The organism is Methylobacterium sp. A52T, from assembly GCF_053346095.1.
On the sequence record NZ_JBKFBI010000160.1, the window covers coordinates 1 to 12,601 of the forward strand.

The following is a 12,601-nucleotide window of genomic DNA, read 5'->3' on the forward strand; positions in this document are numbered from 1 at the left end:
CGTCGCCGCGGCGCCGGCCCGGTCCGTCCGGGCCGCCCCGCAGGCCGTCGCCGCCGCGCCGCCGCCCCCGGAGGGCTACGCCCGCTACCGGGCCTACAATTACGGGCCGGGCTACGGCTACGCACCGGGTTACGCCCAGGGTTACACCCAGGGTTACACCGACGACCGCCTCGACCGCCTGAGCAGCGCCCAGGCCGCCGGCTACGTCGTGGTCCACCGCCGGACGGTGCAGTTCCCCGACGGCCGGACCCTGCGGGTCTATCGCCCGGACGACGAGGGCGAGCCGTTCTGAGCTGAGCCCGCCGCGAACACCGCCCGCAGGGGCGCCCGCAGGATCTTCCCGGCGGGGTTGCGGGGCAGGAGCCCGTCCCAGATCTCGATCCGTACCGGCACCTTGAACGCCGCGAGCCGCTCGGCCGCGAAGGCGCGGATCGCCTCCGGGTCGGTCTCGGCGCCCTCGGCCAGCACCACGATGGCGCCCGGCTCCTCGCCCAGCGTCGGGTGGGGCACCGGCAGCACCACGGCGTCGATCACGTCCGGGTGCGCGTAGAGGGCGTTCTCGACCTCGCAGCAGTAGATGTTCTCGCCGCCGCGGATCAGCATGTCCTTGATCCGGTCGACGATGGTCAGGAAGCCCTCCTCGTCGGCGCGGGCGAGGTCGCCGGTGCGCAGCCAGCCCTCGGAGAGGACCTCCGCGGTGGCCGCCGGGTCGTCCCAGTAGCCGCGGACCACGTTCGGGCCCTTCACGCACAGCTCGCCGACGCTGCCGGGCGGCAGATCCTGCCCGAGGGGATCGAGGATCCGCACCTCGCAGACCGGCAGGGGCGGTCCGCAGGATTCCGGGTGGGCGAGGTAATCCTCGCCCTGGTGGTGGGTGAAGGTCGCCGAGGTCTCGGTCATGCCCCAGCCGGTGCCCGGGACGACCCGCGGCAGGGCCTCGCCCAGCGCCCGCACGAGATCGCCGGCGGCCGGGGCGCCGCCGTAGGTGACGCCCTCGAGGGTCGGCAGCGGCCGGCCGGCCTCCCGGGCCGCGTTGGCGAGCTGCCACGCGATGGTCGGCACGCCGCCCGCGCTCGTGCAGCCCTCCCGCTCGATCAGGTCGAGGGCCGCGGCCGCGTCCCAGCGGTGCATCATCACCAGCCGGTGGCCGCCGTAGAGGGCCGCCCCCAGGCTCGCGTGGCAGCCGGTGACGTGGAACAGCGGGATCACCAGCAGCGCCGCCCGCTGCGGCGCGGCCGGGTCGGGCTTCGGCGGCGCCTCGCCCCGGCGCAGGGCGCTGCGCGCCGCCGAGTAGGGGTAGGCCATCACCGTGGTGGCGGCCGCCCGGTGGGTGCCGACCGCGCCCTTGGGCTTGCCGGTCGTGCCGGAGGTGTAGAACAGGGTCGCGTCGTCCTCCGGGTCGAGGGCGACGTCCGGCGGGGGCAGGTCGGGGAGGGCGCCCCAGTCGTGGACCCGGCCGACGATGTCGGCGAGCGGCGTCGCCCGGAGATCGGCCTCCATCCGGGTGGTGAACACCCGCTCCAGGGCCGGGCATTCGGGCAGGTGCGGGGCGAGCCGCGCGAAGCGCTCGCCGTCGGCGATCAGCACCCGCGCGCCCGAATGCTGCAGCCCGTAGGCGAGCTCGGGACCGGTCCACCACGCGTTGAGCGGCGTGGCGATGGCGCCGGCGAGCAGCGCGCCGAAATAGCTCACCGGCCATTCGGGCAGGTTGCGCATCGCGACGGCGACCCGGTCGCCCTTGCGCACGCCGGCCTCGACCAGAGCCCGCGCCAGGGCGGTGGCGGCGCGGGCGAAGCCCGTGAAGGTCACGCGCTCGTCCCGGTAGACCACGAAGGTCTTGTCCCCGTGGCCGCGCGCAACCCGGAACAGGTCGCCCAGCGTCGGCGGGGCCTTCTCCCAGATCCGGGTCGGCACGCCCCGGATCGGCACCGTGGCGATGGCGAAGGGCCCACCTGAGGCGGTGAGCCGCGCCTCGGCCTCGCGGAAGGGCAGGGCCGGCCAGCCGGCGGGGATGCGGGGATCGGGGCTCATCGCGCGATCGTCACCCCGCCGTCGATCACGAGCGCCTGGCCGGTCACGAACCGGCCGGCCGCCGAGGCCAGGAACACGGCCGCGCCGGCGATCTCGTCGGGCTCGCCGATCCGGCGCAGGGGGGCGGCGTCCGTGGTGGCGGCCAGCATCTCAGGATCCTCCCACAGGGCCCGGGCGAAGTCGGTGCGGATCAGCCCCGGGCACAGGCAGTTCACCCGCACGTTGGCGGGGCCGTACTCGACCGCGTAGTTGCGGGCGAGCTGGAGGTCGGCGGCCTTCGAGACGTTGTAGGCACCGATCACCGGCGAGCCCTTGAGCGCCCCGATCGAGGAGACGATGACGATCGCGCCGTCCCGCCGCGCCACCATGCCGGGAGCGACCATCTGGATCAGCCAGTGGTTCGACAGGACGTTGTTCTCGAGGATCTTTCGGAACTGCGCGTCGGAGATGCCGGCGAGCGGCCCGTAATAGGGGTTGCTGGCAGCGTTGCAGACCAGCACGTCCACGGGACCGAGACGGTTCTCGGTCTCGGCCACCAGGGTTTCCAACTCCGCCTTCACCGAGATGCTGGCCGGAATCGCCACGGCGCGGCCGGCCCCATGGACGGCCTCGATCTCGGCCACGACCGCCTCGCAGGCCTCGCGCTTGCGCGACGAGATCACCACCCGGGCGCCGTGCTCGGCCATGCGCAGGGCGATCGCCCGCCCGATCCCCCGCGACGAGCCGGTGATGAGGGCGACCTTGCCGGTCAGGTCGAACAGGGACATGGCACAGCTCTGCGCTGGATGAAGCGGCGAACGGCTTCCATCCTCGTTCCGCGGGATATGAAGGTCGCGACGCGCCCCCTCTCCCGTGCGGGAGAGGGTTGGGGTGAGGGGTGCGCGCTGTCCGGAAAGACCTGATCCCTCACCCTGTCCCTCTCCCGCACGGGAGAGGGGACCAGCGCCCCATCCGGCCGTCGACAATCTCGCCGGATGCCTTCCATCCTCACACCCCCGCCCGCATCGACCGGCGCAGGCGCGTCATGCCGGCGAGCCAGCGCTCGGGATCCTCGGCCCGGCGGCGGGCGTACTCCGCCACCTGCGGGTGCGGCAGGATCAGGAAACGCCCCGCCGCCAGCCCGTCGAGGGCGGCCTCGGCCACGGCCTCCGGCGCCAGCACGCCGTCGCGCGACGCGGCGCTGGCTTCCCCTAGCATGGCGGTGTCCACCCCCTGCGGGCATAGGGCGGCGACCCGGATCCCGTCCTCGGCGTGGGCGATGGCGATATGCTCCAGGAAGGCGAGCGCCGCGTGCTTGGTGGCCCCGTAGGTGGCGCTGCCGATCTGGCTGAGCAGCCCGGCCGCCGACACGGTGCCGAGGAATGCGCCGCCGCCGCGGGCGCGCCAGAGCGGGACCAGCACCCGCGCCGCGTGGACATGGCCCATCACGTTCACCGCGAAGGCGCGCGCCCAGCTCTCCGGGTCGGCGGAGGTGGCGAGATCCGGATCGGGGTCGCGTTCCAGGATGCCGGCGTTGGAACAGTAGAGCGCGACCGGCCCGGTCTCGGCCTCGATGCGCGCCAGGATCGCCGCGACCGCCTTGGCGTCGCCGACGTCGAGCGCGAAGGCCCGGCCGCCGAGTTCCGCCGCCACGGCCTCCGCCCCGGCCCCGTCGCGGTCGAGGGCCACGATTATCGCGCCCCGGGCCTTGGCCGCGACCGCGAGCGCCCGGCCGATGCCGCGGGCGGCTCCCGTGACGGCGACGACGCGGCCGGACAGCTCCATCTTCAGGCCCCCGCCCGCTCGGCGAAGCGCCAGGCCGCTTCGGCGAGCTTCGGCACCCGCGCCGCCATGGCGGCGGCGTGCTCGCTCGCGGCGTTGCCGGCCTTCGCGCGGGCCGCCACGCCCTGAAGGATGCCGACCAGCCGGAACAGGTTGTAGGCGAAGTACCAGTCGAGGTCGGGCAGGTTTTTACGGTCCGCCGCCCGGCAGTAGAGCGCCACCGCCTCGTCGCGGGTGGGGATGCCCAGAGCCGGCAGGTCGAGGCCGCCGAGCCCGCTGCGCCCGTCGGCGGGCAATTCCCACTGCATCAGCAGGTAGCTGAAATCGGCCAGCGGATCGCCGAGCGTCGACAATTCCCAGTCGAGCACCGCGCTGACGCCGCCGTCGCGGGAAAAAATCAGGTTGTCGAGGCGGTAATCGCCGTGGACCACGCAGGCGCCCTGCTGCTCCGGCACCGTCCGGGGCAGCCACGCGATCAGCCGCTCGACAGCCTCCAGCCGCCCGTCCTCGGCGGCCCGGTACTGGCGGGTCCAGCGGTCGACCTGCCGGGCGAAGTAGTTGCCGGGCCGTCCGTAATCAGAGAGCCCCGCCGCCTCCGGGTCGATCGCGTGCAGGCGCGCCAGCGTCGCGATCATGCCCGCGTAGTGCCGGTGGCGGGCGTGGGGATCGAGGCCGGGCAGCGCCCCGTCCCAGTGCACCGCGCCGTCGACCGCCTCCATCACGTAGAAGGCCGCGCCGATGATGTCGGAATCCTCGCACAGCGCGAAGGGGCGCGGCACCGGGAACCCCTCGCCGTAGAGGGCGCCGATCACCCGGAACTCGCGCTCCACCGCGTGGGCCGAGGGCAGGAGCGGGCCGAAGGGCTTGCGCCGCAGCACGTAGGCCTGGCCCGGCGTGTCGAGCCGGTAGGTCGGGTTCGACTGGCCACCGCGGAACTGCTGCACGGTGAGCGGCCCGGCGTAGCCGCGCACATGCCCTTCCATCCAGGCGGCGAGCCGCGCCTCGTCGATCCGGTGGCGCGGCTCGACCGGCTTCACGCCGGAGAAGACATCGGCGTCGCTCATGCGCGCTCCGCCTCGCTTCTGTTGGTGTAGCGCCCGAATTCCAGCCGCGCGATCGACCGGTTGTGGACCTCGTCGGGCCCGTCGGCGAGCCGCAGGGTGCGGATATGGGCGTACATCTTGGCGAGCCCGAAATCCTCCGAGACGCCGGCCCCGCCATGGGCCTGGATGGCGTCGTCGATCACTTTCAGCGCCACCCGGGGCGCCGCGACCTTGATCATGGCGATCTCGAGCTTGGCGCCCTTGTTGCCGACCTTGTCCATCATGTCGGCGGCCTTCAGGCAGAGGAGGCGGGTCATCTCGATGTCGATCCGCGCCTCCGCGACCCGCTGCTCCCAGACCGACTGCTCGCTGATCCGCTTGCCGAAGGCGACCCGGGACACGAGCCGGCGCGCCATGGCCTCCAGGGCCACTTCGGCGACCCCGATGGTGCGCATGCAATGGTGGATGCGGCCTGGACCCAGGCGGCCCTGCGCGATCTCGAAGCCGCGTCCCTCGCCGAGGATCAGGTTCTCGGCCGGCACTCGGACGTTGTCGAGCACCACTTCGCCGTGGCCCTTGGGCGCGTCCTCGTAGCCGAAGACCGGGAGCAGGCGCTCGACGCGAACCCCGGGCGTGTCCATGGGCACGAGGATCTGCGATTGCTGGCGGTGACGCGGGGCCTCCGGGTCGGTCTTGCCCATCAGGATCGCGATCTTGCAGCGCGGGTCGCCGACGCCGGTCGACCACCATTTGCGGCCGTCGATCACGTAGTGGTCGCCGTCTCGGCGGATCGCCGTGCTGATATTGGTGGCGTCCGAGGAGGCGACCTCCGGCTCGGTCATCAGGAAGGCCGAGCGGATCTCACCCGCCATCAGCGGCTTCAGCCACCGGTCCTTCTGGGCCGCGGTGCCGTAGCGGTGCAGCACCTCCATGTTGCCAGTGTCGGGCGCCGCGCAGTTGAACACCTCCGAGGCGATCCCGACCCGGCCCATCTCTTCGGCGCAGAGGGCGTAGTCGAGGTTGGTCAGGCCGGCGCCGCGATAGTCGTCGGTGTCGTGCTCGGGGGAGGGCGGCAGGAACAGGTTCCACAGGCCCTCGGCACGGGCCTTCTCCTTCAGCCGCTCCATCGTGGGGGAGGGTTCGCGGCTCTGCGCGCGCTCGGCCGACACCGCGGCGGCGGCCGGAAGGATCGCGTCGGCGATGAAGGCGCGGACGCGGGTCAGCCAGTGGGTCTGGGAGGGGGAGAGGGTGAAGTCCACTTTGTCCGCTCCCTAGGGTTTCTCTGCCGGGCGAGCGCACCGAGCTTGCGTGCGCGGGCTGCCCGCCTTCCCATTGCCTTCACCCACGGCGCGACGCGCCCCCTCTCCCGTGCGGGAGAGGGTTGGGGTGAGGGACGAGAAGCCACAGGATCGAGCCCGCCCTTGTCGCGCAGTCAGGTCGAGCCCTCTCTGGACAGACCTGATCCCTCACCCTGTCCCTCTCCCGCACGGGAGAGGGGACCCGCGCTCCGACCCGAATCGAACGTGGCGCTCGATCGACCCACATCACGCCGCCGCTCACAGATAGGCCGATCCCATCTCGCTGGCGAAGCGCTGCGGCGGGCCTTCCCAGACGATCCGCGCCTGCTCCAGCACGTAGACCCGGTCGGCGTGGGGGAGCGCGAAGGTGACGTTCTGCTCGCCGAGCAGCACCGTGATCGGCGTGGTCTGCCGCAGCTTCTCCAGCGCCTTCGACAGCAGCTCCAGGATCACTGGGGCGAGGCCGAGCGTCGGCTCGTCGAGGATCAGGAGGCGCGGGCGCATCATCAGCGCCCGGGCGATGGTCAGCATCTGCTGCTCGCCGCCCGACAGGGTGCGGGCGCTCTGCGTCTCGCGGTCCTTGAGGATCGGGAACAGCTCGTAGAGCCAGTCGCGCTGCCTGGCGCTCTCGGCCTTCGGGAAATGCTGGCCGCCGAGGTCGAGATTCTCGCGCACGCTGAGGTCGCCGAACAGCTCCCGGGTCTCGGGCACCTGGACGATGCCGGCCCGGGCGATGGCGGCGGGCTTCATCCGGGAGAGGTCCCGGCCGTCGAACCGGATCGTGCCCGTGTGCGGCACGAGGCCCGAGATGGCGTTGAACAGCGTGGTCTTGCCGGCGCCGTTCAGGCCGACCACCGAGACGAACTCGCCCTCGTGGACGTGGATCGAGGCGGCGCGCAGGGCCTGCGCCTTGCCGTAGAGCACGTCGACGCCCTCGACGGTGAGCAGCGAGTCGGGCTTGAACGCCGCCTCGGGCCGGGCTGCCGTCTCGATGCTGCCGCCGAGATAGACCCGGCGCACGGTCGGGTCGGCCATCACGGATTCGGCCGAGCCCTCGGCGATGCGCTCGCCGAGATACATGGCGAAGACCCGGTCCACGAGGGCCGCGACGCTCTTCACGTTGTGGTCGACGAGGAGCACCGCCTTGCCCTCGTCGCGGAAGCCACGGATCAGCTCCGAGAAGGCCGCGACCTCGCCGCCGGTCAGGCCCGCGAAGGGCTCGTCGACCAGCACCACCCGGGGGTCGCGGGCGATGGCCTTGGCGAGTTCCAGCCGGCGCAGATCCGCGAAGGGCAGGGTGCCGGGGCGCCGGTCGACGACGGCGCCGAGGCCGACGCGCTCGGCGATTTCTTTTGCTCGGCGCGCGACGTGGGGATCCGCGGCGAGCCGGATCAGGCTGTCGGGCAGGAGCGCGAGGCTGATATTCTCCAGCACGGTCTGCCGCTGGAGCGGCCGCGCGTGCTGGAACACGAGGCCGATCCCGGAGCGCGCCACCCGGTGGGCCGGCATCCCGCCGATCTCGGCGCCGTCGAGGCGGATCGAGCCGGCGCTCGGGCGCTCCAGCCCCATGATCAGCTTCATCACGGTGGACTTGCCCGAGCCGTTCGGGCCGATCAGGCCCAGGATCTCGCCGGGCCGCAGGTCGAGGTCGATGTTCTTGACGGCGACGAGGCCGCCGTAGCGCTTGGTCAGGCCGCGCACGGTGAGGCAGGGCTCGGCCAGGACGGGCGACACGGCCGGCGGGGGCGCGACGGCGACGGTCATCGGGCTCTCCGGAGCGATCCGAGGCCGAGCAGCCCCGAGGGCACGAACAGGATCACGAGGAGGGCCACCGCCGAGACCACGAAGGTCGAGAGGCCGCCGAGCGGCCGCAGCAGCTCGCCCGCCGCGATCAGGAACACGGCGCCGAGCGCCGCGCCCACGATGGTGCGGCGGCCGCCGAGCACCGCCGCGATGATCACCTGCACGCCGACCGAGGTGTTGATCAGCGTGCCGACCGAGGCGGTGCCCATGTAGAAGACCACCAGCCCGCCCGCGAGGCCCGAGAAGGCGGCGCTGACCGCGAAGGCCGCGAGCTTGTGCTTGGCGACGTTGAAGCCGAGCGCCCCGGTCACCACCGGGTCCTGGCCGGCGGCCTGGAGGATCAGCCCGGCGGGCGAGCGGGCGATGGCCGTGAGGATCAGGCCCGAGACCGCCATGAAGCCCAAAGCCAGCCAGTAATTGGTGTCGGCGTCGATCGAGATGACGTCGGGCACGGTCAGGCCGATCTCGCCGCCGGTGAGGCCGGAGAAGACCACGATCATGTTCTGCAGGAGCAGGACCGCCACCAGGGTGATCAGCCCGAAATAGGGGCCGCGGACCTTCAGCGCCGGCAGCGCCAGGGCGAGGCCGCCGACCACGGCGAGCACGGTCCCGGCCGCGAGGCAGTAGGGGATCGGCAATTCGTAGCGGTTGTTGAGGATGCCGGCGCCGTAGGCCCCGAGCCCGATCAGGAAGGTCGGGCCGAAATTCACCTCGCCGGCGAAGCCGAAGAGCAGGTCCCAGGCCATGGAGAACACGCCGAAATAGTAGGCGATGGTCAGGAGGCCGAGGATGTAGCCGGAGACCCACCAGGGCAGGGTGGCGGCGGCCAGGACGGCGAGGACCGCGATCCAGAAGCCGGGGGTGGTGAGGAGCTTCATGGATTAGCCAGACCGGGACCGACTGCGAGGGATCCGATTGCCCGAAGCGATGCGGGCACGGCGCGGGTCCCCTCTCCCGTGCGGGAGAGGGTCAGGGTGAGGGATCAGGTCTTGCAGGACGAGGCGCGAGCGGAATGCCCGGGGATGGGCTGCTCCATCCGGAGCCTCCTCATCCCTCACCCCAGCCCTCTCCCGCTCGGGAGAGGGGGTGCGTCGCGCTCTGCCGCCGGCGTCGATGCCCCACTCCGATTCCATCATCACCGCCGCCCCAGCAGGCCCTGCGGGCGCAGGTACATGACGGCGACCAGCAGGAGCAGCGCCGGGATCACCCGGTAGGCCGGCGAGATCAGGTAGGCGGTGGCGGTCTCGAGGTAGCCCACCACGTAGGCGGCGATCAGCGAGCCGGTGACGCTCCCGAGGCCCCCCAGCACCACGATCGAGAAGGCGCTCGCGGTGAGCGGCCCCACCGAGTACGACGACACCCCGAGGAACATCCCGAGCAGCACCCCGGCGGTGCCGGCGAGCAGGCCGTAGATCGCCCAGACCGCCACGTAGATCTTGCCCATGTCGTGGCCGAGCAGCGTGACGCCCCGCGGATTCATGGAGGCGGCGAGCAGGACCTTGCCGGCCCGCGCCCGGTTCACGAACAGCCAGAGCAGGCCGATCACCACCCAGCAGATCACCGCGGTGAAGACCTGGTTCCTCGGCGTCCGCACCCCGGCGATCTCGAAGACGCCCTCGACGATCGGCAGCACGGTCTTCGGGTTGTCGGTGAAGAAGTAGGCTACCAGCTCCTGGATCATGATCCCCCAGAGCAGCGTCCCCGTGAGCACGAAGATCTCCTTCTCCTCCCGCGGGATGGCCCGGCTGCGCTCGATCGGCGCGACCACCGCGAAGTAGGTGACCAGCGCGCCCGCGAGCCCGCACAGGATGCCGATCACCGCGCCCGCGTAGGAGCCGAGCCCGAACAGCGCCGAGGCCGCCCAGGCCGCCACCGCGGCCATGACCATCAGGGCGCCGTGGGTCAGGTTGAGGACGCCCGAGACCCCGAAGATCAGGGTGAAGCCCATCGCGCCGAGCGCGTAGAGGGACGAGATCGCGAAACCGTCGACGAGGATCTGGAGGCCGATCATCGCGCGCTCCCCGCCCGGCTACCGTCCCGCCGCCTTCACCGCAGGGGGCAGGATCATGGTCCCGTTGGCGGTGGTGGCCGGCCAGATCGCCACCTGCTTGCCGTTCTGCCACTGCCCGAGGACGCTGGTCATCAGGCCGGGCCCGTACTGGATCGAGTGCGTGAACGGCTCGTCCTTGCCGTAGAATTTCAGGCGCCCGACGGTGCCGACGTAGTCGGTCTTCTCCAGGGCGTCGACGAGCTTGTCGGCCTCCGTGGAGCCCGCCCGCTTGACCGCCTCCGCCGCGTAGTGCGTGGCGTCGTACGCCATGTAGCCCGCGTAGGACGGCGCGCCGCCGAAGCGCTTGGTGAAGGCCTCGGCGAACGGGATCGTCTTCTCGGTGAGCGCCACGCCCGGCACCGCCACGCTGTCGAACAGCACGCCCTGCGTGCCGCCGTTGGTGTTGGCCCAGAAGGTCGAGGAGGTCGCCTGGCCGCTGATCCCCGTCATGGCGATCGGCACCTGCTGGTTCTGCCACTGCACGGTCGGCTGCACGCCGACATGGGCGATGCCGGTGACGATCAGGTCGGGCTTGGCCGCCTCGATCTTGTTGTAGATCGGCGTGAAGTCGCCCGTGTCCGGCGAGAAGCGGACGTGCTCCACCACCTTGAGCCCGGATTTCGGCAGGCATTCCTGGTAGGCGGCGTCCAGCGGACGGGTCCAGGCGGCGTCCTCGCTCATGATCGCCGCCGTCTTGGCCTTGAGCTTCTCGACCAGCACCTCCTTGGCCGAGTCGCACACGGCCTGCGCCAGGGCGTGCGAGGTCAGGTATCCGTGGAAGGTGTACTTGTTGCGCGCGTAGTCCTTGTGGACCGCGACGCTGATCTCGTTCGAGGCCGCGCCGGGCGTGATCATCGGCGTCTTGAGCCGGGCCGCCCAGGGCATCAGCGCCAGCACGACCTCCGAGATGTAGCTGGCGATGACGAGGTTGACCTTGTCCTCGGAGACCGCCCGCTGGAAGGCGCGGACCGCGTCGGAGGCGGAGGACTTGTCGTCGTAGGTGACGACCTGGATCTGGCGCCCGTCGACGCCGCCCTTGGCGTTGATCTCGTCGGCGGCGAGCTGGACGGCCTGCGGGATCGAGGCCCCGGCCACGGACTGCGCCTCGGCGATCACCCCGATCTTGATCGGGTCCGCGGCCCGGGCGGGCCCGGCGGCGACCAGCCCCGCGGCGATCAGCGCGGGCAGCGTGCGCCGAATCGGGGCAACCCGGGCGGCGGCGCGCACGGTCTCGGACATCGGCGTTCCCTCATCCCAGTGCCCGAATTTTATATTCGCGGGCTTGGCCCGGACTGTACCCGCGCTCCGACGGATCACAAGGGGCCGGTCGGGACCGGCCGGTGACGTTTGCACCGAGTCGTTTTCCGCCCGGGGTATCGCCGCGCGCCGCCGCATCCTAGGCTCGCCGCGGCCCTGCGAAGCGCGGGCCCGGCGGCCTCGAAGAAGGGCACGGTCCGGTGAGGAACGCACGCTCGGCCGCGGCCGGGGTTCGCCCCGGACCGCGGCCCCGGAGCCTCGGGAAGCGGCCCGCTCCGCGGCCGGCACGGGCAGGGGAACCACAGGCATGACCCTGCGCTGGACGCGGCGGCCCGAGGGCTCGACCTGGGGGGATTTCGGCCCCGACGACGAGCTGGGGCGCCTGAACCTGCTCACCCCCGAGAAGGTGCTGCAGGGCGTCGCCGAGGTGCGCGAAGGGGTCACCTTCTGCCTCAGCCTGCCGCTGGACCTGCCGGGCGGCAACGTCCTGAACCCGCGCCGCCACCCGCCGCAGATCACCCCGACGCGCCGCGCCAACGGCCGGCCGAACATGAACTTCCCGGTCTGCGAGGAGGTCGACGGCGCCACCGACGTGATCTGCGACGACCGCGCGCTGATCCACCTGCAATACTCGACGCAGTGGGACGCGCTCGCCCATGTCGGCTCGCTGTTCGACGCGGACGGGGCGGGCGCCGCGCCGACCTTCTACAACGGCTTCCGCGGCGGCCGCGACATCGTCGGGCCGAGCGCGCCGGAGGCCGCCGACCAGCCGTCCCGGGCGAAAAGGCTCGGGATCGAGCGCCTGGCCGAGACCGGCATGCAGGGCCGGGCGGTGATGATCGACCTGCGCGCCCATCTCGGCGATGCCAAAGCCAAAGTCGGCTACGACCAGCTCGCCCGGATCCTGGAGGCCGACGGCGTCGTGGTGGAGCCGGGCGACATGGTCTGCCTGCACACGGGCTTCGCCGAGCGGCTGATCGCCATGGGCGGCGCGCCGGACCCGAAGCAGGTCCACACCCTCTGCGCCGGGCTCGACGGGCGCGACCCGCGCCTCCTCGACTGGATCACCCGCACCGGGCTGTGCGCGCTGATCGCCGACAACTACGCGGTGGAGGCCTACCCGGCCGGCCCCGGCCCTGCCTGCTGCGCGACGCTGCCGCTCCACGAGCACTGCCTGTTCAAGCTCGGGGTCAATCTCGGCGAGCTGTGGCACCTGACGCCGCTCGCCGACTGGCTGCGGGCCCGCGGCCGCTACCGCTTCCTGCTCACCGCCCCGCCGCTGCGCCTGCCCGGCGCCGTCGGCTCGCCGACGACGCCGATCGCCACGGTGTGAGGATCGGGAGCGGTCCCGGGACGCG

At 72.2% G+C, this 12,601-nt stretch carries 10 protein-coding genes and 1 pseudogene; 2 read left to right on the forward strand and 9 right to left on the reverse strand.

Going from position 1 to position 12,601, the window contains the following annotated elements; translation table 11 throughout:
• Positions 1-292, forward strand: a pseudogene (locus ACLBYE_RS26520) (hypothetical protein); the annotation flags it as partial.
• On the opposite strand, the gene ACLBYE_RS26525 reads toward ACLBYE_RS26520, so the two are convergent.
• The 9 genes from ACLBYE_RS26525 to ACLBYE_RS26565 all read right to left on the reverse strand — a co-directional run bounded on the left by ACLBYE_RS26525 (position 259) and on the right by ACLBYE_RS26565 (position 11,225).
• A complete protein-coding gene (locus ACLBYE_RS26525) occupies positions 259-2,031 on the reverse strand; it encodes a class I adenylate-forming enzyme family protein (protein WP_447696449.1) in 1,773 nt (590 codons plus the stop codon). The pseudogene ACLBYE_RS26520 and the gene ACLBYE_RS26525 sit on opposite strands and share 34 nt — an antisense overlap.
• Positions 2,028-2,798, reverse strand: a complete 771-nt coding sequence (locus ACLBYE_RS26530) for an SDR family NAD(P)-dependent oxidoreductase (RefSeq protein ID WP_447696450.1) — start codon at positions 2,796-2,798, stop codon at positions 2,028-2,030. Before ACLBYE_RS26530 ends, ACLBYE_RS26525 begins: the two co-directional genes overlap by 4 nt.
• 220 nt (positions 2,799-3,018) lie before the next feature.
• On the reverse strand, positions 3,019-3,795 hold the full coding sequence (locus ACLBYE_RS26535) for an SDR family NAD(P)-dependent oxidoreductase (protein WP_447696451.1): 777 nt from the start codon (positions 3,793-3,795) through the stop codon (positions 3,019-3,021).
• A gap of 2 nt (positions 3,796-3,797) precedes the next feature.
• Positions 3,798-4,856, reverse strand: coding sequence for a phosphotransferase family protein (locus ACLBYE_RS26540; protein WP_447696452.1), 1,059 nt, complete (start codon positions 4,854-4,856; stop codon positions 3,798-3,800).
• Positions 4,853-6,094 carry an acyl-CoA dehydrogenase family protein gene (locus tag ACLBYE_RS26545; RefSeq protein ID WP_447696453.1) on the reverse strand — a complete coding sequence of 414 codons (1,242 nt, stop codon included), beginning with the start codon at positions 6,092-6,094 and terminating at the stop codon, positions 4,853-4,855. Before ACLBYE_RS26545 ends, ACLBYE_RS26540 begins: the two co-directional genes overlap by 4 nt.
• 297 nt (positions 6,095-6,391) lie before the next feature.
• On the reverse strand, positions 6,392-7,897 hold the full coding sequence (locus tag ACLBYE_RS26550) for an ATP-binding cassette domain-containing protein (protein WP_447696454.1): 1,506 nt from the start codon (positions 7,895-7,897) through the stop codon (positions 6,392-6,394).
• The gene (locus ACLBYE_RS26555; protein ID WP_056524055.1) at positions 7,894-8,814 is read right to left on the reverse strand and encodes a branched-chain amino acid ABC transporter permease; all 921 of its coding nucleotides are present in this window, start codon (positions 8,812-8,814) and stop codon (positions 7,894-7,896) included. The genes ACLBYE_RS26550 and ACLBYE_RS26555 overlap by 4 nt, the downstream gene beginning before the upstream one ends.
• 257 nt (positions 8,815-9,071) lie before the next feature.
• Positions 9,072-9,947: a branched-chain amino acid ABC transporter permease gene (locus ACLBYE_RS26560; RefSeq protein WP_020095281.1), complete on the reverse strand. Its 876-nt coding sequence runs from the start codon at positions 9,945-9,947 to the stop codon at positions 9,072-9,074.
• Positions 9,948-9,965: 18 nt separating this feature from the next.
• On the reverse strand, positions 9,966-11,225 hold the full coding sequence (locus tag ACLBYE_RS26565; protein WP_447696455.1) for an ABC transporter substrate-binding protein: 1,260 nt from the start codon (positions 11,223-11,225) through the stop codon (positions 9,966-9,968).
• A gap of 325 nt (positions 11,226-11,550) precedes the next feature.
• Between ACLBYE_RS26565 and ACLBYE_RS26570 the strand changes: the two genes are divergently transcribed.
• Positions 11,551-12,576, forward strand: a complete 1,026-nt coding sequence (locus ACLBYE_RS26570; protein WP_447696456.1) for a cyclase family protein — start codon at positions 11,551-11,553, stop codon at positions 12,574-12,576.
• Positions 12,577-12,601: the final 25 nt, after the last annotated feature.